19 protein-coding genes and 1 rRNA gene are annotated in these 17,239 nt (G+C 40.7%); 10 read left to right on the forward strand and 10 right to left on the reverse strand.

Translation table 11 applies throughout. The annotated features are described in order from the left end of the window. The 4 genes from FTU05_RS06250 to FTU05_RS06265 all read right to left on the reverse strand — a co-directional run. Positions 1–125, reverse strand: a 16S ribosomal RNA gene (locus tag FTU05_RS06250); the annotation flags it as partial. 440 nt (positions 126–565) lie between these two features. Beyond that, positions 566–1,642 (reverse strand): DUF6670 family protein, encoded by a 1,077-nt coding sequence (locus tag FTU05_RS06255; RefSeq protein WP_180164640.1) that lies wholly within the window; start codon positions 1,640–1,642, stop codon positions 566–568. A 36-nt stretch (positions 1,643–1,678) separates the two neighbouring features. Beyond that, positions 1,679–2,503 carry a CDP-diacylglycerol--serine O-phosphatidyltransferase gene (gene pssA / locus FTU05_RS06260; protein WP_078192422.1) on the reverse strand — a complete coding sequence of 275 codons (825 nt, stop codon included), beginning with the start codon at positions 2,501–2,503 and terminating at the stop codon, positions 1,679–1,681. Positions 2,504–2,544: 41 nt separating this feature from the next. Further along, the gene (locus FTU05_RS06265; RefSeq protein ID WP_078189232.1) at positions 2,545–3,402 is read right to left on the reverse strand and encodes a 23S rRNA (adenine(2030)-N(6))-methyltransferase RlmJ; all 858 of its coding nucleotides are present in this window, start codon (positions 3,400–3,402) and stop codon (positions 2,545–2,547) included. 114 nt (positions 3,403–3,516) lie between these two features. On the opposite strand from FTU05_RS06265, the gene FTU05_RS06270 reads away from it, so the two are divergent. Both FTU05_RS06270 and FTU05_RS06275 read left to right on the forward strand, forming a co-directional pair. After that, entirely contained in the window at positions 3,517–4,119 is a 603-nt protein-coding gene (locus FTU05_RS06270) for a 2OG-Fe(II) oxygenase (RefSeq protein WP_180164643.1), read from the forward strand. Positions 4,120–4,190: 71 nt separating this feature from the next. Beyond that, positions 4,191–4,718 carry a hypothetical protein gene (locus FTU05_RS06275; RefSeq protein ID WP_078192424.1) on the forward strand — a complete coding sequence of 176 codons (528 nt, stop codon included), beginning with the start codon at positions 4,191–4,193 and terminating at the stop codon, positions 4,716–4,718. Positions 4,719–4,769: 51 nt separating this feature from the next. On the opposite strand, the gene FTU05_RS06280 is transcribed toward FTU05_RS06275, so the two are convergent. The 5 genes from FTU05_RS06280 to FTU05_RS06300 all read right to left on the reverse strand — a co-directional run bounded on the left by FTU05_RS06280 (position 4,770) and on the right by FTU05_RS06300 (position 9,422). Then, entirely contained in the window at positions 4,770–5,027 is a 258-nt protein-coding gene (locus FTU05_RS06280) for a DUF2789 family protein (protein ID WP_078189234.1), read from the reverse strand. A 105-nt stretch (positions 5,028–5,132) separates the two neighbouring features. Continuing rightward, the gene (locus tag FTU05_RS06285; RefSeq protein ID WP_180003486.1) at positions 5,133–5,393 is read right to left on the reverse strand and encodes a DUF2789 family protein; all 261 of its coding nucleotides are present in this window, start codon (positions 5,391–5,393) and stop codon (positions 5,133–5,135) included. Positions 5,394–5,580: 187 nt separating this feature from the next. After that, positions 5,581–6,567 carry a malate dehydrogenase gene (locus FTU05_RS06290; protein ID WP_111885948.1) on the reverse strand — a complete coding sequence of 329 codons (987 nt, stop codon included), beginning with the start codon at positions 6,565–6,567 and terminating at the stop codon, positions 5,581–5,583. A gap of 170 nt (positions 6,568–6,737) precedes the next feature. Beyond that, on the reverse strand, positions 6,738–7,394 hold the full coding sequence (locus tag FTU05_RS06295; protein WP_180089602.1) for a ribonuclease I: 657 nt from the start codon (positions 7,392–7,394) through the stop codon (positions 6,738–6,740). Between the two features lie 51 nt (positions 7,395–7,445). Next, a complete protein-coding gene (locus tag FTU05_RS06300; protein WP_180105590.1) occupies positions 7,446–9,422 on the reverse strand; it encodes a lytic transglycosylase domain-containing protein in 1,977 nt (658 codons plus the stop codon). Positions 9,423–9,729: 307 nt separating this feature from the next. On the opposite strand from FTU05_RS06300, the gene miaB reads away from it, so the two are divergent. The 4 genes from miaB (at position 9,730) to FTU05_RS06320 (ending at position 13,163) form a co-directional block, all read left to right on the forward strand. Next, positions 9,730–11,187, forward strand: coding sequence for a tRNA (N6-isopentenyl adenosine(37)-C2)-methylthiotransferase MiaB (gene miaB / locus FTU05_RS06305; RefSeq protein WP_078192429.1), 1,458 nt, complete (start codon positions 9,730–9,732; stop codon positions 11,185–11,187). Positions 11,188–11,225: 38 nt separating this feature from the next. Then, positions 11,226–12,317 carry a PhoH family protein gene (locus FTU05_RS06310; protein WP_180003481.1) on the forward strand — a complete coding sequence of 364 codons (1,092 nt, stop codon included), beginning with the start codon at positions 11,226–11,228 and terminating at the stop codon, positions 12,315–12,317. 9 nt (positions 12,318–12,326) lie between these two features. Further along, on the forward strand, positions 12,327–12,809 hold the full coding sequence (ybeY, locus tag FTU05_RS06315) for an rRNA maturation RNase YbeY (RefSeq protein WP_078192431.1): 483 nt from the start codon (positions 12,327–12,329) through the stop codon (positions 12,807–12,809). Between the two features lie 63 nt (positions 12,810–12,872). Further along, positions 12,873–13,163: an antibiotic biosynthesis monooxygenase gene (locus tag FTU05_RS06320; protein WP_111885943.1), complete on the forward strand. Its 291-nt coding sequence runs from the start codon at positions 12,873–12,875 to the stop codon at positions 13,161–13,163. On the opposite strand, the gene FTU05_RS06325 is transcribed toward FTU05_RS06320, so the two are convergent. Then, entirely contained in the window at positions 13,164–14,021 is an 858-nt protein-coding gene (locus FTU05_RS06325) for an energy transducer TonB (RefSeq protein WP_218953276.1), read from the reverse strand. 258 nt (positions 14,022–14,279) lie between these two features. Here FTU05_RS06325 and FTU05_RS06330 point away from each other — a divergent pair, with 258 nt between their 5' ends. The 4 genes from FTU05_RS06330 (at position 14,280) to FTU05_RS06345 (ending at position 17,169) form a co-directional block, all read left to right on the forward strand. Further along, the gene (locus FTU05_RS06330) at positions 14,280–14,963 is read left to right on the forward strand and encodes a hypothetical protein (RefSeq protein ID WP_111885941.1); all 684 of its coding nucleotides are present in this window, start codon (positions 14,280–14,282) and stop codon (positions 14,961–14,963) included. A gap of 158 nt (positions 14,964–15,121) precedes the next feature. Beyond that, positions 15,122–15,835, forward strand: coding sequence for a DUF3108 domain-containing protein (locus tag FTU05_RS06335; RefSeq protein WP_180010540.1), 714 nt, complete (start codon positions 15,122–15,124; stop codon positions 15,833–15,835). A 91-nt stretch (positions 15,836–15,926) separates the two neighbouring features. Continuing rightward, positions 15,927–16,502, forward strand: a complete 576-nt coding sequence (locus tag FTU05_RS06340; protein ID WP_078189246.1) for a xanthine phosphoribosyltransferase — start codon at positions 15,927–15,929, stop codon at positions 16,500–16,502. A gap of 268 nt (positions 16,503–16,770) precedes the next feature. Continuing rightward, the gene (locus FTU05_RS06345; RefSeq protein ID WP_143221668.1) at positions 16,771–17,169 is read left to right on the forward strand and encodes a hypothetical protein; all 399 of its coding nucleotides are present in this window, start codon (positions 16,771–16,773) and stop codon (positions 17,167–17,169) included. Positions 17,170–17,239: the final 70 nt, after the last annotated feature.

Raw genomic sequence — 17,239 nt, forward strand, 5'->3', positions numbered from 1 at the left:
ATTCCTAAGCATTACTCACCCGTCCGCCGCTAGGTCCAGTAGCAAGCTACCTTCCCCCGCTCGACTTGCATGTGTTAAGCCTGCCGCCAGCGTTCAATCTGAGCCATGATCAAACTCTTCAGTTTAATACTTTGTAGCACCTTAAAGGGTACCAATCTTGGCTCATCAATTACTGACAAAAATTTGCTCAAATAAACTTCGAGTAATTTCTACCATCAATCAATGAAAATAATTTCGATCAATCAATCAGTAAAAATCCACACAAGTTGTTCTTCATAATCTCTTAATGATCTTCTTGTTGGTTCGTCACCAGCAAGCTAGGTCGGCTATATTACTCTTTATTTCTAAAGAGTCAACTGGTAATTCAAATTATTTTAAACTTATCAAATAAAACCCAACTTAATCAATTCAACCAAGTCATTGTTTTATCAGAAGTTTTAATCTTCATCACCGCCGATGGATGTGCATTCTACAGCATTTCTGATCCAACGCAACACCCTTTTCCATTTATTTTTAGTTTTTTCATTACGTTTGTTTATTTATTCTACTAAATTGAGTTTTTTTACTATTTTTTGAGCATAATAGGGACAATATTTCCATATTTATCCGTTAATTTATCTTTTTCATTCTTTTCTTGCCATTTTAAAGCTCGACAATCTACATATTCACAGTAGCCACCCTCCCCACACTCGATTTCGTCGTTAATTTTAATTTGATAGTTAAAGCTTCCTGCATAGCCAGCGCCGAGTCCAAATTTAAAATCCCCACGGCTCTGCGCTTGTATATGTATTTTTAGTTTGTCATTTTGGTAAATCCATTCAAATTCACGTGGCAAATACATTTTTTGCAAATTGGGGGTTTTAACAACGGGATAAACGCGCATGACTTTAAAGAACACACCTTGGTCTGCCATGAACACTTGCTGCTGATTTAAATCTCTTAGATATAAACGTGAACTCAAAATATTGTTATAGCGGTCTCGCGTTTGCATAAAGATGATTTGACGCTTTCGGCTCAGGTTGATCACCTGATGGGTATAAAACGCCAAAGGTAAATATGGAAACTTGCGTATTTGTGCATAAGACAAAACCGCCAACTGATTTACATCATACATCTGGCCCTGAAATTTGATTTGCCCTTCACATTGGCACATCACCGACCAATATTCAGCAAGACCTAATCTTAATTTTATTAAACAAGAAGAAATATCGGTTGTTTGCACAGACAAATCTAAACTGAGTTCAGTATCTTCTCGATGGATTTGAAATACCGCTCCATCCCAACCAATCAGTTCTTTATCTCTAAATTTAAAGACGGTATCACTCAGACTACAGTCATCTTTAATGGAATATGATTGTAATTGACCAACCATATGACCGCTCACACTGGTCATTACTGTGGCTGTATTGAGTTCATCTTGTTGAATGGACGCAGGATTTTGAAAAGCAGGAATCTGAGGCTGCCCGAGCCAACTCATAAAGTTAAGATAATGTAAGGGCGCAGGAAGATTCGGTAGACAAAGTCCATAATGGACTGAAGGATATGGCGTATTCGGCGCATGTAGATTTATTTTTTTATGTTGCATATCTGGAGCTTGATTCAGTCGTCTTGATTGATCCAAGAAATCTTGAAATATCTGCATATCAAGCTCCTTTTCATTTTTATTTCATGTTTTAACTCATGCTTCAGCCTTTTTTGCCATTAAGGTTGTGACAAAGCCAGACAATGCATAAATTACTGAAATAATTAAAATACCCATTGGAATATTATACGTTACAGCAGCTAAAATGAAGACTATGATTGGCAACACCGCAAATGGAACACGGCGACGATCCACAGTTTTAAATGAATAGTATTTTACATTTGAGATCATCAATAGACCCACTGCAATAATCACTACCGCATTAAAAATCTGAATACCTGTTTCGCGTAAGTCGAAGACCGCAGGGATATCCATACCTACCCATACCAATGAAATAATCATAACGGCTGCGAGTGGACTTGCAACACCAATAAAATAACGTTTATCGACAACCCCAATTTGTACGTTAAAACGTGCCAAACGGAAGGCTGCACATGCGGTGTAAACAAAACATGCTGCCAGGCCAATACGGCCTAAATCATTTAGACTCCAGCTATACATTAAAATGGCAGGTGCAACACCAAATGCTAGCAAGTCCGACAACGAGTCAAACTGTTCACCAAAAGGACTTTGTGCGCCGATAGCACGTGCGACACGTCCATCCAAACCATCAAATAATGCTGCAAGGAAAATGGCATAAATGGCTTGTTGAAACTCACCATTCATACTGGCAATTATTGAATAAAAGCCGGATAACAACGCTGCAGTTGTAATCAAGTTTGGCCACAGATAGATCCCACGACGTTTCACTTTATGCCCTTCATGGGTATGCTCCTCTTCTTCAACTTCAAATGTAATGCCATCAAATGCATTTTCATCCTTTGAAGAAATTTCCCGCTCAGGTTTATTTGTATTTGTCATTGTTCGATCCTAACTGTGACCTTTCTTTTTCAAGTTTAAAATTATTCGCCAACTAACCAACGTACGGCTGCATGACCACCATTTTCATTCATACGAAGATGTGGGAACAACCATTGTAATGCTTCGTCCGCATCTTCAGAGAATTTCCAAGGTGGATTAATCACCAATAAACCACAACCATTTAGACCAACTGGAGTATCATCTGGCCATACGCAAATTTCGCAAACCAACTGACGACGAATGCCGGTTTTGTACATTTTCTTTTCAAAACGTTCAATCATCGCGCGGTCTTTAATTGGATACCATACCGCAAAAACACCTGTCGGCCATTTTTTATAAGCAGCCACCAACAATTCTACAAGCTGTGGAAAATCTTTACGTTCTAATTCGTAAGGCGGGTCAATCATCACCAAACCACGTTTTTCTTTTGGTGGAATTACACCCAGTAAACCTTCGTAAGCATCACGCTCATGCAAGCCTGCACGTTTATCAAAAATATTGTGGCGCAATTGTTGGAATACATCACGCTGCATTTCAAAAATCGTGGCTTTATCAGTTTCACGCATGCCTTCGAGCGCAAACCATGGAGAGCCTGGATAAGCACCTTTACCAAAGTTTTCACGCATTTTTTCAACAACTTTTAAATATTGTTGAACACCTTCAGGCGCATTACGCTTAATCGAATCATCGAGCTTAACTAAACGATGAATACCATTTAAAAACTCACCTGATTTCTGTGCTTCAGAGGTCGAAAGATCATATTTACCCGCACCACCATGTGTATCTACATAGCGATAAGGTTTATCTTTTGCATTCAGTCGACTTAATAACTGAAGCAGCAAAACGTGCTTCATCACGTCGGCAAAGTTGCCTGCATGGAAATGGTGACGGTAATTCATGTTTCTTTAATTCCTGATATCAACGGACATTTTAGCATGAAAAATAGTTTCATTCCGATGCTATTCTTGCTCTAGAATACGTCACCTTTTTTTCCACAACTTTATGGATCGTATATGGAAACAGCCTTTCTCCCAAAGTCTTGGCCGGTTGATCAAATCCTCGATGATTTAGATCAACACGGGTTTAGCATTATTGATGACGCTTATCCTGCTGAATATATACATGCACTTGTTGAAGAATGTATGTCAAATTTAAATAAATTTCGAGATGCAGCCGTACAAAATGGGGTCATCAGTAAAATTAGAAGTGATCATATTTTATGGATTAACGACACATTAGATGTCGCACAAGAACACGTTCAAGCCTTAGAACATTTATCAGAACAATTTAATCGCGCATTTTTTTCTGGCATTCACGAAGTCGAAGCACATTTTGCCTGTTATAACGCAGGTGAATTTTATGCCCTGCACAAAGATAATCCTCAAGGCAAAAATGGACGTGTCATTTCAGCGGTTTATTATTTACATGAACAATGGCAAGCCGATTGGGGCGGTGAATTGCGCTTACAAGATAAGAATGATGTTTGGCATATTTTAGAACCTAAACCGAATCGCATTGCTTTATTCCAAAGTGACCTGTTACACGAGGTACTCGAAGCTAAACATCAACGTTTATCGATTACGGCTTGGCTACGTAATGACAACTCGATGTGGTAATTCGAGATTCCTCCTTTAAATCCCTTAAACTATCCTCATATATGAGTCATTCATAGATGAGGATGTACCCGATGCGTCAAAACAGTCATAAAATTATTCAGCGTATTGGCGAAACCGATCAATTATTTCTACAAGGCAACAGCCCTGAACTTGCCCTTGAGCGTGCAGACTTACGCCTGCAATTGGTTAATTTAAGTAAGAACCATCAAGAACAAGTGTATTTTCTGCAAGAAGCCATTGTTCTACTTGAGCAAAGCCGGATTGAATTTGAAGAAATGCCGATTGAGCTATACATCAATTTGTCTGTACATTTAGCCAAAGCTTATATGATATTTTTTGAAATTACCCAAGAGCAGCGCTATGCCCTGATTACCCAGCAGATTATGAAACCGATGTCCAAAGCTGAACATGGCGACATTTACTTCTACTTGGCCTATGCCTCTGCGGTAAAACAGGAACCTGCGTTAACCCGCCACTGGTTAAATAAATACTGCAAATCTCAAGAATTCAAACTGACCACATTACTTGAACATCCTGCATTTAATCCATATCGCCAAGAAGACTGGTTTTCAGAATTACGCCAAAGCAAATTGCACTAAATAAAAAAACACCTCCGAGGAGGTGCTTTTTTATTTGTGGAGAAATGAAATCTATGCTGGCTGCAGCTTATATGCATCCATATGCAACTGTTGATTCAGCTCATCAATCCAAATCGCCCAATCATCATCTTGTACTAAATGACTGATTAGAAAATCACGCTGCGCTTTATTCCAAAACGGCGCATCATGTAAATTTTCACTTGCAGCAAGCTGATGCGTACGCACGTATAACTCGATCGCAGCTGGACTGCTGGCTAACCCCAATTGAGAAAACAATAAAGCTAAGGATGGTTTATTTTGATTGAGCATCTCGCCCTCCTTATCAACTAATCTGTCATTTATTATTTAATTAACTTATATGATGCCGATAAAAAAACCTAGCGTTAAAACTAGGTTTGTTGTTTCAAATTGTATTTAGATTTTGCATGATCCGGAAAGCTTATGTTCTGTATGCAATTGTTCATTTAAAATATCGACCACTATGGCCCAGTCATCATCTTTTTTCCAATGACTGATAATAAAGTCACGCTGTGACTTCGTCCAAAATGGCGCTTCATGCAATGGAACATCCATGGTGATTTGATGCGTTTCGATAAATTGATCGATGCCTTCCGGAGTTGCATCCAACCCCAATTGTTCAAAAAATAGTTCCAACGTCGGTTGTTGATCAAACATTGCCGTTCTCCTCAAGCCAATAACATTTCTCCCATCTTTATAGTTATCTGTTTATTTGACTTTGTCAGTTGCAACAGCATCTCAACGTGTTATTTTTTGTTCAAAACTTAAGCGTGATATTTTTCGCAGGCCATAAAAAAGCACCCCAAATGGAGTGCCTTTTTATAATTTAATTTAAAAAATTAAATTATTTAACCATGTCAGCAACTGCTGCACGTTCTTCTTCAAGCTCGTTTAGAGTGAAGTTGATACGCTCACGGCTGAATTCGTCGATTTCAAGACCTTGAACGATTTTGTACTCGCCATTTTCACAAGTTACAGGGAAACCGAACATTACACCTTCAGGAATACCGTAAGAACCGTCAGAAGGAATACCCATAGTTACCCATTCGCCGTTTGTGCCAAGCGCCCAATCACGCATATGGTCGATTGCAGCGTTTGCAGCAGAAGCAGCAGAAGAAAGACCACGTGCTTCGATGATCGCAGCACCACGTTTACCAACAGTTGGAAGGAACACGTCTTTGTTCCAAGCAGCATCGTTGATTTTGTCTTTTAAGCTTTCGCCGTTTACATTTGCAAAACGGTAGTCCGCATACATTGTTGGAGAGTGGTTACCCCAAACAGTCATGTTTTTGATGTCAGAAACTGCAACACCCGCTTTTTGAGCAAGTTGAGTTAACGCACGGTTGTGGTCAAGACGTAACATTGCTGTGAAGTTTTTCGCTGGAAGATCTGGAGCAGATTTCATTGCGATGTAAGCGTTAGTGTTTGCAGGGTTACCTACAACAAGAACTTTAACGTCACGGCTAGCAACTTCGTTAAGTGCTTGGCCTTGACCGATGAAGATTTCACCGTTTACTTTAAGAAGGTCAGCACGTTCCATACCAGGACCACGTGGACGTGAACCTACAAGAAGAGCGTAGTCAGCATCTTTGAATGCAACTTTAGGATCATCAGTACCGATCATACCTTCTAAAAGAGGGAATGCGCAGTCATCAAGTTCCATCATTACGCCTTTAAGCGCTTGTTGAGCTTTCTCAACTGGAATTTCTAATAATTGAAGGATAACTGGTTGGTCTTTACCCAACATTTCACCGCTTGCGATACGGAATAATAAGCTATAACCGATTTGACCAGCTGCGCCAGTAACGGCAACACGAACTGCTTGCTTCATGTAATTATCTCCAATTGAGGAAGGTCATAATGATTAAATAGCTGTTCTATCTAATCTTAATAATCATAAACGGCAAAGATTGTACTCCAATCTTTTGACGCTTGCATGTAAAAGAGAATGCTTTTCAACAAAAGTATGATAGGAAATATAAATAAAATGCTGAAAAAAGCTTAGAAAGAACCTTTAATTATGAAAGTTGCAGGACAATTTCCGACGATAGTCGTAGGGCAACTTTTGTACTGACCATTGTTTTTATAGCAAATTTTAATCTCAGTCAGCAGGCTACCACCACGGGTTTGCATACAGTTAAATTCAATACTTTGTGATACCAATCCGCTGTTCATACGCAACATTTTATTACGCAAGACATTGGCTTGAATGGATTGGGTTTCTTGACTGGTCAATTCATCTGGAATTTTTAGCTTATCTGCATGATTAATAATGGTTCTGAAATACTGGCTGGCATTCATTGGCACACAGCCGCCGGTATTGTGCCAAAGCGCCACGCGAGCATTTTCATCAGGCATAATCCGTGCAACCACTTTGGCTTGCAGCGGAGAAAGTTTAGCGGAACTATTGGTGGTGCAATCACGGGTAGAAGTTTCTGGATATAGACCCGTGATATTGAGTGAATACCCTTCCAGACATTTACGTTTTTTACTTTTTAATGGGTCATAAGCGCAAACAGCAGGCACCATTTGCACATCCATCACGTACCCTTTTACAACTGGTGCTGCCGAAAGCATAGACATACCAAAGCCTACACCACTGCCGATGAGCAGTGATGTCAGTATTCGATAAGCAAGTCTAATGTCCATTTTCGGCATTCATCATTTACCCATATTGCGCCTAAAAACAGGCGCATCTTGCTTTAAAATTTATTGCGCATTCCGTAATGGAATCATTTGCATTCTTTTTTCAATCGATTGTGGCCCCTGACCTAATAAAAGGCCGTAATGGGTTGCATTGGTCATCACATGTTTTACATAGTCTCGAGTTTCCGTTAATGGAATCGATTCCGTATATTGATCCGCTGCAATGGCTTGATATTCAGGCTGCCAGCGTCGAGCACGATTTGGACCGGCATTGTAACCTGCAGTCGCTAAGACTGGACTATTACTCAATTGACGTTGAATCGTCGATAAATAGAAAGTGCCATAACGAATATTGGTATTCATATCCGTTAATGCAGCGGGGTTATAACTCTCCCCCATCTGACGAGCCACCAATTTTGCGGTGTCTGGCATGATTTGCATTAAACCACCGGCACCGACATGTGAACGTGCGCTAGTGACAAACCGACTTTCTTGACGCATCAAACCATAAGCCCATGCAGGGTCAATGCCAGCATTACGACTATGACTCACCACATAATTTTGATGTGGCATGGCATAACGTAAAGCATAATTGTGCTGTTTAGTGGTTCGATCTGCCGCATAAATCGCCCGATCATACCACCCCATATCGGTTGCACGTTTAGCTGCGGCAAGAATCATGCCATCATCATGCTTTAAATAGGCTTGACGCACCGCCCAGTTCCATTCACGGTTAATATAGCTGTCAGATGCATTAATATTGCGCAATGCAAAGGCACGACGGAAGTGAATATCCTGACTGAGACGCTGCGCATCTTGTGACGAAGGCTGCACATTTGACGGAATATTGTTATAAGACTGACCAATTTTGTCACGTGCTAACAAATTATGGTAATCATCGCCAACGGCAAGCTTGCGATAAATTTCTTTTGCCGCACGTTTAGATGAGGCATCTCCACGTTGTTCAGATGCTCGTGCTAACCAATATTGCCAACGGTCTTCTTGCTTTTGCGAAACGCCCATCGCATCAATTGCACGAATGACACTTTCCCATGCGCCAAAACGAATGGCTTGTCGCGCATAAATCTCGGCCTCTTCTGCACTAAAAGGCAGTCCATAACTCAAATCAAGATAATTTAGAACTTCACGGTTGAAATTGTTTTTCATTACCGTTGTACCACCGATATACCCGACACTACGGTATAGGGCTTTTTGTACATCGGCTGGTGTGCCTTCTGCTGCACGTTTCACCGAAGAAATCGCGCCATTTAAGTCGCTATCGGCCAAGCGACCCATCGCATAAATCAGGTATGCATGATCTTCAGCTGTGGCTTTGGGTGCAGACCATAAATAATTCAGTGGATTGGCTTGAATGGTGTTGAGTTGCGATAAATTAATATTCACGCCAATGGTTTGCGCAGTCGCAATCGCTTGTCCTGACTGACCCGCTCTTAACTGTCCCCACATCCGTTGATGGCGGTCATCTTGAGTCATTAAAGGACTCGACAGCATCATACGGCCCAAGCCCGTACACGAGTCAGGTTGTGAGTTTGTGGTCAACCATACATCTTTAAATTCTGCGTAAACCAGAGGGTCGCCCGACTTTGCGCGGACTTGAGCCATGGCACATGTTTCAGCACGGTCAGCATTAGTCACATATTGCAAAACAGGCTGTGCTGTAGCGAAATCAGCTTGTTTGACTTTTTCTTCAACATAATCTGCGGCTAATTTTTCTGCCATTGCCGAGTTTGGATAGCGCTGTGCAAAATTAATAATGGCACTTGCAGGTTGTGAAGCCAAATTGTTATTCAGTAACCAATATTCTGGATAATAGCCCAAAACATCATTTTGCATAGATGATTGGTATTGTTGTAATAAACTAATATTGCCTGCATTCGCAGCACGTAAAGCATCGTTAAACTGCTCATCTGCGGCTTGGACAAACGCAGAAATTCCAGAGAGCCCGACACTCAAAGCAAGTAATTTAGCGTAATTTTTCTGTTTAAAATTATGTTTTAACATCCACTTGCCTTCTTTCATGTCATTCTGCTCAGTTACAGCACATCGAACTTTGTTTAGGAATTAGTTTAATAATTCTAAACTCTGCATTGTGTTCTGTTATGTAACCTCATGATTAGCCAATATTAATTTTCAAACATTTTTGCTTCATAAATCAATATGGCAGAGTTGTAATTTTAGGCTGTAAGTTTCTAGTAAATTACTGCTAAAATATTGCCCATTCTTAAAATCCCCTTTTTGACCTCCGCAGCTGCACAATTCAATTGAGTGAATTGTCTGTCAGCCACGTATGGTTATTGATTTTCATAAAATTCCTTTAGGAGCCTACATGACGGTTCAAACCTTCATCCCCAATAGTGCCCAAGCTGCCCCAGATAACACTGTTACCCAGCCACAGCACACCCCAGCTCAAGATGGAGCAGTGAAAAAACTGTACATCGAAACGCAAGGGTGTCAGATGAATGAGTATGACAGTCAACGTATGGGCGACCTTTTAGGTGACTCTCACGGTTATGTGCTGACAAACGATCCTAAAGAAGCCGATATTCTGCTGATGAATACCTGTTCTATTCGTGAAAAAGCACAAGAAAAAGTATTTTCAGAGTTAGGTCGCTGGCGCAAACTGAAAGAAAAAAATCCAGACTTGGTGATTGGTGTTGGTGGTTGTGTTGCTTCTCAGGAAGGTGACAACATTCAAAAACGCGCACCGTATGTAGATATGGTGTTTGGTCCGCAAACCTTACACCGTTTACCACAAATGCTTGATCAGCATACTGAGCAAGTGGTCAAACCCAAAAAAGAAAAAATTCAGTTGGTGGATATTTCATTCCCTGATATTGAAAAATTCGACTTTTTACCTGAACCGCGTGTAGAAGGGTTTAAAGCCTTTGTTTCTATCATGGAAGGCTGTTCTAAATACTGTTCTTTCTGTGTGGTTCCTTACACACGTGGAGAAGAAGTATCACGTCCACTGGATGATGTATTGGCTGAAATTGCCACTTTAGCTGAAAAAGGCGTACGTGAAATTTCATTACTCGGCCAAAACGTGAATGGCTACCGTGGTGAAACTTTTGAAGGGGAAATCTGTACCTTTGCAGACTTATTACGTTTAGTTGCTGAGATTCCAGGGATTGGTCGTATTCGTTACACCACATCGCACCCGCTTGAATTTAACGATGACTTGATTCAATGCTACCGTGACTTACCGCAAATGGTTTCTCACTTGCATCTACCGGTTCAAAGTGGTTCGAATGACGTTCTACAAGCCATGAAACGTAACCACACGATTGATGTATATATCGATAAAATTGCTAAATTACGTCAAGTTCGCCCTGATATGCATTTATCTAGCGACTTTATTATTGGCTTTCCGGGTGAGACTGACGAAAACTTCGAAGAAACTTATCAATTTATCCAAGATATGGACTTCGATCATTCATACAGTTTCATCTACTCAAAACGTCCGGGTACTCCTGCTTCAGAACTTGAAGACACAACCCCTGAAGATGTGAAAAAAGAACGTCTTGCAAAAGTTCAACAATGGATTAAACAATCCAGTATCGATAAAACTGATGCAATGCTTGGGACCATTCAACGTGTCTTGATTGAGTCTGTTTCAGACAAAGATCCGAACTTGCTGATTGGTACTGCAGACAATACACGTTTGGTTAGCTTTATCGGTGATCCTGCATGGGTTGGGCGTTTTGCAGAGATTGAAGTGACCGATATTAAAACTTTGAAGTTTGTTTACGGTGAACTCTTGAATCTTGAGCCTGACGTGGCGTAATGTAAGCTTAATCGTCAGACCAATTTAAAGGAATTCTCTTGACTGCAGCGATTCGACGTACTGTAACTTTTGCTGGTATTCCACTTGACCGTTTACAAAGCATGCTTGGTGCCTATAACGGTCATCTCAAACAAATTGAACAACGTTTAGATGTCAAAATTTCTCATCGTGCAGATGCTTTTTTTATCGATGGGGAAATCGATGCGGTAGAGAGAGCCGAAAGTCTCCTTCACCGTCTTTATGAAGAGTCCGAAACCAATCCACAGATTAGTGCGGACATTTTACACATGATGATTCAAGGCAGTCAGACTGACCGCGAAATTCAGGAAGATTTTTCTGAAAATGAGCATACCGGTTTAGACAATGTTTATCTACAAACCCGTAAAGGTCGAATCAATCCACGTGGTGCCAATCAAAAACGCTATGTACAGCGTATTTTACAAAGCGATATTTCATTTGGTATCGGCCCAGCGGGTACAGGTAAAACTTATCTCGCGGTCGCCGCTGCTGTAGATATGCTAGAACGTAATGAAATTCAGCGTATTTTATTGGTTCGCCCTGCGGTTGAAGCAGGTGAAAAACTGGGTTTTTTACCCGGTGATTTGAGCCAAAAAATTGACCCTTACTTACGTCCTCTCTACGACGCTTTGTATGAAATGCTGGGTTTTGAAAAAGTCGCAAAACTGATTGAACGTCAAGTGATTGAAGTTGCACCACTCGCCTACATGCGTGGACGTACCTTAAATCATTCTTTTGTGATTTTAGATGAAGCACAGAACACTACCCCTGAACAGATGAAAATGTTCCTCACCCGTTTAGGCTTTGGTTCTCGAGCGGTGATCACGGGCGACATTACACAGGTCGATTTACCTCGTGGTCAACAATCTGGTTTGGCACATGCCTTACGTGTGATTGAAAAAATCAAAGAAATTCATATTACTCGCTTCCACTCTCGTGACGTGGTACGTCATCAATTGGTTCAAAAAATTGTTGAAGCCTATGAGGGATGGGACAGCGAACAACATCGCCTCACGGCTGAACAACGTGCAGAACGTAAAGCACGTCAGGAAGCCTTGGTGGCGGACAATGATGCTAAAGCTGATGGGCAGCATCAAGACGAAAACATTTAAGGATTCATTTTGAAACTTAATCTCTCCTTGCAGCAAAATTTTCAGTCACCTGAATTGGTGGTGAAACGTGCGCATATCAAAAAAGTCGTGGAAACGGCTTTACGTCATATCGATACACAAAGTGATTGTGAGATCGGTATTGCATGTGTGGACAATGACGAAAGCCACAAATTGAACTTGGAATATCGTGGTAAAGACAAACCGACTAATGTGTTGTCTTTTCCGAGCGATCTCCCCGATGAAATGGCAGCAGTTTTAGACTCATTTCCGATTGGCGACTTGGTGATTTGTATTCCTGTAGTTCTTCGAGAAGCACAAGAACAAAGCAAAGCACCCCTGACCCACTTTACGCATATGCTGGTACACGGTACCTTGCACCTCATGGGCTATGACCATGAAACCTCTGATGAAGATGCTGAAGAAATGGAAGCGTTGGAAATCGAGATTTTAGCCAAATTAGGGTTTGATAACCCTTATCTGGAAAGAGATTAAGAACAAAAAAAGCGAGCTACGGCTCGCTTTTTTTATCGTCATAAAAACCAAGGAAGGAAAGATATGCAATATGTCGTGATTTTTAAAGCACGCATTCGTACGCTTGATGAGCTGTATTTTTCGACTGCACAGCAGCTTAGAGACAAAGCCTTGACACACTTTAACTGTCAACATTTTGAAGCGCTGACAGAGGGTGAGCATGAAATCGCCCTTTCCTACTGGAATACATTAGAAGACATTCGAGCTTGGCAACAAGATGCACAACATCTGGTCGCGCAGCAATTGGGGAAAAACCAATGGTATGCGAGTTTTAGCGTCGAAATCTGCGAAGTTTTGCGACGCAATCACAACTGATTAACGCACCTCAAACTCTGCTTCTGCAGGATCGAAGCGCCAAGTACGTACAATACGAAGTTCTGAGATGTCTTTCATTTTGGCATCAAACAAACCAAAAGGTGCCGCCTTACGCACAGAGGTTTTTGCTGCTTCATCCAATAAGCTTGAACCTGAACTTTCGATCAAACGAATGGCACGAATCCCGCCATTACTGTTCAAAATAACCATTAAGCGTACTTCACCGCGGAGCTGCTGCTGTTTTGCCGCTTCAGGATAATAACGGTTGCCATAAAACTCGACTTTTTCGCGGAATTTTTCCATATAGGCCGCAGAAACATCTTGCTTGGCTTGAATACCATCAATGGTTTTAATTTTTTGCTGACGGCTAAAGTTTTGTTGGCGTTGTAAATATTGAGCTTCGATACTCGCCACCATCGCAGCCTTGGCCTGAAACTGACTATTCAACTCCTCAACGGCTTTTTTGCGACTGTTTTCTTCCGCTTGTTTTTGCCAACTCAAGGTTGTCATCAACACTTTATCTTCAAAGCTGAGTTCTTTCTTTTGTTGCAGTTGTTCTAAAGCTTCACTTTTTTGCTCACCGGCTTTTTGTTCGATCATCGGTGCAGGCATGTCACTCGACATCCGATGTGACTCACGGAATGTCCCTGAGCCCTGCTGATCGGCTTGTGCTAAAAAGTCTGCATGTTCAATTTTTTCCGTGGTAGAACGTAAAGAAACTGCAATTTCTTTGGTGTTATAATCCGCCTCTTGGGGCATGGAAAATTGCGTGGTTAAAAAAGCCAAATGCAACACAGCAGCAAACGCCAATGCAGTTGCAAATATGGGATCTTTCCACCACTCTTTCATCAAGGGCATGAACGTTATTTTTTTCAGCATCACATTAAACCGACTATTTGCCGCATTCCCCAAACTGCTTAAAACAGTATAAAATAAAACTCGTATTCATTTTTTGATGAAAACGAGAAATCCATCAACACATAGATAATGCACAATTAAAATCATGAAAATGGTGCAATTTATTTTGCTAAACTGCAAGATCAAAACCTTGTGTTTTTATAGAAATCGACAAGATAAACATCGTCAAAAAACATAATTTGTCAGGATGCACTTCTTATGCAAACGCTAGTTTCCAATATCGCTAAACGTATACGCCAAGTGTACCAAAAAGCTGAAGGATTTATTGAAGATGAGCGTGAATTCCCAATGTCTCAAGTGTTTTTAAATGCGACATTTCAGCGCTTTGTGACCGATAATGTGAAAATGCTCAAAGACTTGCATGCTGACCTGCATGATGACTGGCTTCGACTGTATGCCACATTGGATTATAACGGGCTGATCATAACACTCTCTGTTGATTTAAAACTGGTACAGATGGAACTCAACAAACAAACCCAATTGATCGTATTTGAACAAATTAGTGATACACAAGTGATTGAAGCAAAGTATCCAAATGTTCTGTATAAGATGGGCGTGCGCATGGCGTTATGGTTCTATCAAAAAGTACTCAACCAAGATCCATTGGGTATGATTTTGGAAAAGCTCAATGTGATCAAAGTTAAAGATGATTTACTGTATTTAGACCTGAATCGCTGGCTCGGTAAAAGTCGATCGATTATCGACACACTGGGCAAAGTCCATGTCAACCATGCTGTTTTACGTGAGGCCGAATTGGTGGTGATTGGTAATGTTAATTTAACCGCATTGTTCACCAAAATGTCGCAAGAACGGATGGAAGACTGGGATGATTCAAATTTAAAAGACGATGAAGTCACGCCTATAAAGCAAAAGGAAAGCTAGACTTATCCTGTACTTAGGCATCTTGAACCTATAAAAACGCTACACAATATATACATTAGGCACGGATTTGTGACGTGATTCTCCACAATCCAGCCGCATAATAAATATATCAGGTGGTTTAGCCCACCACACTTCTATTGAATAGGAAAACCATACTTATGGCACATTCAGTTTTGAAAAATTTAGGTCTTGTTGCTGGGGTATCGACTACACTGCTTTTGACTGGTTTCTCAAGTCAGTCATTTGCCATGAGTCCATTCCAAGCAAGCTACCAGTTTAACTACAACGGCAAAAACTTGGGTTCTGCAACACGTACCCTAAAACAATCTGGGAATAACTGGACGTATGTTTTCGCAGCAAAAGCTGGTGCGATGGCCTCTGCAACTGAAACCAGTCGTTTTAGTTTAAATGGCAGCCAAATTCACTCGAACAGCTTTAGCCGCAGCAGCAAAATTTTGGTGCACAACAACACCATGAATATTAATTTTAATGCTGGCGCAAAAACCATTAATACCAAAAAAGATGATAAAGCGCGTTCATTTGCGTGGAAATCAGGTGTGTTAGATGAACTCAATGCTGAATTGCAAATTCGTGAAGATTTAAAAAATGGTGGTTTGAAATCGAATTACTACATTGCCGATGCCAAAGAGGTTGAAGCTCGTAAGTTCGTGAAACAAGGCACTGAAAAAGTGAAAACCACTTATGGAACTTTTGACACCGTTAAAGTCGTGATGCGTCATGACAAACCAGGCCGTCAAACGACTTTCTGGTTAGCACCAAAACTAGATTATCTACCTGTCAAAGTTTCCCACCAAGACAATAAAACCTCTTACGGTTTATTGTTAACGGGCTATAAAGGTGCAACAAATTAATTGATTTGATCAATTTCGCTTGCATTTTTCACGGTGCTTTTTAAAATACGCTTTTGCTTTAAAAAGCACCTGCCCCCTCGAGGATTCTCCCGTGCACGCTCTGGAACAGAAAATCTTAGCTGAAGGTATCGTTCTCTCTGAAGAAGTTCTGAAAGTCGATTCTTTCCTGAACCACCAAATTGACCCTGTGATGATGCAACAAATTGGTCAAGAATTTGCCCGTCTTTTTAAAGATGCTGGCATCACAAAAATCATTACGATTGAAGCATCAGGTATTGCACCTGCAGTAATGGCTGGTCTTGAACTTGGTGTTCCTGTGATTTTTGCACGTAAATATCAATCTTTAACCTTAAAAGATGATTTGTATCGCTCAAAAGTGTTTTCTTTCACCAAACAAACTGAAAGCACGATCGCGATTTCTAAAAAGCACATCAATGCTGAAGATAAAGTTTTAGTGATTGATGACTTTTTGGCCAATGGTCAAGCGGCTTTAGGTCTTGCAGATCTTATTCATCAAGCAAGTGCTGAAGTATTGGGTATCGGTATCGTGATTGAAAAATCATTCCAACCTGGTCGTGATATTTTGCTTGAAAAAGGCTATCGCGTTGAATCATTGGCACGTGTGAAATCACTGGCGAATGGTACAGTTGAATTTGTTCGTGACTAAGTTTGCGTTCAAAAGAAAAAAGAACACATCAGGTGTTCTTTTTTTTGCTAAAAATTTGCCATTAAGGTGACATAAAGCGCACTTTTTAACGCCTTAGTTACAAGCAGACAAAACATTTGTGTGCAAAAATCGATAAAATTCAGGAAAATCGTTGCATTTGATCGAATGGGTCAACTACTCATCTGTCAAATTACATTATGCTGCACCATAAATTCGGCCACTTTATTTTTTAAGGCTATGGAAAGTTATGAATACAGAAGATCAAAACATGGAATCGACAGTTAAATGTCCAAAATGTGGATCAACCCATATTGAAAAGCGTAACCATGAACAAAACTTACAAAAAATTGGTGGTGTCTTACTCAGTGGTGCAGGAACTGCTGCAGGGACTGTCGGTGGTGCGGCATCTGGCGCATCTATTGGTGCTGCGATTGGTGGCGTGACTGCTGGCCCACTTGGCGTGATTATGGGCGGAACCATCGGGACTTTTGTTGGTGCAATTAGCGTCGGTATTACAGGCGGTTTTCTCGGACACCGTTTTGGTAAAAAAGCCGGCGTGATCGTCGATCAAAATATTTTTCTCGACTACCAATGTTTAGATTGCAAACAGCGCTTTGAAGTTGAGCAACAGCCTGAAGACGCTGCAAAGACTTCGGATCAAGACTAATTTGGATATAAAAAAAGAGCGCTTCAGCGCTCTTTTTTAATAGGTTATTGTTTTTCTAATATGTATTTCT

It is taken from the genome of Acinetobacter sp. YH12049, assembly GCF_013419875.1.
GTDB classification, from domain to species: domain Bacteria; phylum Pseudomonadota; class Gammaproteobacteria; order Pseudomonadales; family Moraxellaceae; genus Acinetobacter; species Acinetobacter amyesii.

Bases quoted from the DNA above. Each gene is read 5' to 3' on its own strand.
- FTU05_RS06255 (WP_180164640.1), bottom strand. From the start codon at position 1,642: ATGCAGATATTTCAAGATTTCTTGGATCAATCAAGACGACTGAATCAA.
- pssA (WP_078192422.1), bottom strand. From the start codon at position 2,503: ATGACAAATACAAATAAACCTGAGCGGGAAATTTCTTCAAAGGATGAA.
- FTU05_RS06265 (WP_078189232.1), bottom strand. From the start codon at position 3,402: ATGAATTACCGTCACCATTTCCATGCAGGCAACTTTGCCGACGTGATG.
- FTU05_RS06270 (WP_180164643.1), top strand. From the start codon at position 3,517: ATGGAAACAGCCTTTCTCCCAAAGTCTTGGCCGGTTGATCAAATCCTC.
- FTU05_RS06275 (WP_078192424.1), top strand. From the start codon at position 4,191: ATGCGTCAAAACAGTCATAAAATTATTCAGCGTATTGGCGAAACCGAT.
- FTU05_RS06280 (WP_078189234.1), bottom strand. From the start codon at position 5,027: ATGCTCAATCAAAATAAACCATCCTTAGCTTTATTGTTTTCTCAATTG.
- FTU05_RS06285 (WP_180003486.1), bottom strand. From the start codon at position 5,393: ATGTTTGATCAACAACCGACGTTGGAACTATTTTTTGAACAATTGGGG.
- FTU05_RS06290 (WP_111885948.1), bottom strand. From the start codon at position 6,567: ATGAAGCAAGCAGTTCGTGTTGCCGTTACTGGCGCAGCTGGTCAAATC.
- FTU05_RS06295 (WP_180089602.1), bottom strand. From the start codon at position 7,394: ATGCCGAAAATGGACATTAGACTTGCTTATCGAATACTGACATCACTG.
- FTU05_RS06300 (WP_180105590.1), bottom strand. From the start codon at position 9,422: ATGAAAGAAGGCAAGTGGATGTTAAAACATAATTTTAAACAGAAAAAT.
- miaB (WP_078192429.1), top strand. From the start codon at position 9,730: ATGACGGTTCAAACCTTCATCCCCAATAGTGCCCAAGCTGCCCCAGAT.
- FTU05_RS06320 (WP_111885943.1), top strand. From the start codon at position 12,873: ATGCAATATGTCGTGATTTTTAAAGCACGCATTCGTACGCTTGATGAG.
- FTU05_RS06325 (WP_218953276.1), bottom strand. From the start codon at position 14,021: ATGCCCTTGATGAAAGAGTGGTGGAAAGATCCCATATTTGCAACTGCA.
- FTU05_RS06330 (WP_111885941.1), top strand. From the start codon at position 14,280: ATGCAAACGCTAGTTTCCAATATCGCTAAACGTATACGCCAAGTGTAC.
- FTU05_RS06335 (WP_180010540.1), top strand. From the start codon at position 15,122: ATGGCACATTCAGTTTTGAAAAATTTAGGTCTTGTTGCTGGGGTATCG.
- FTU05_RS06345 (WP_143221668.1), top strand. From the start codon at position 16,771: ATGGAATCGACAGTTAAATGTCCAAAATGTGGATCAACCCATATTGAA.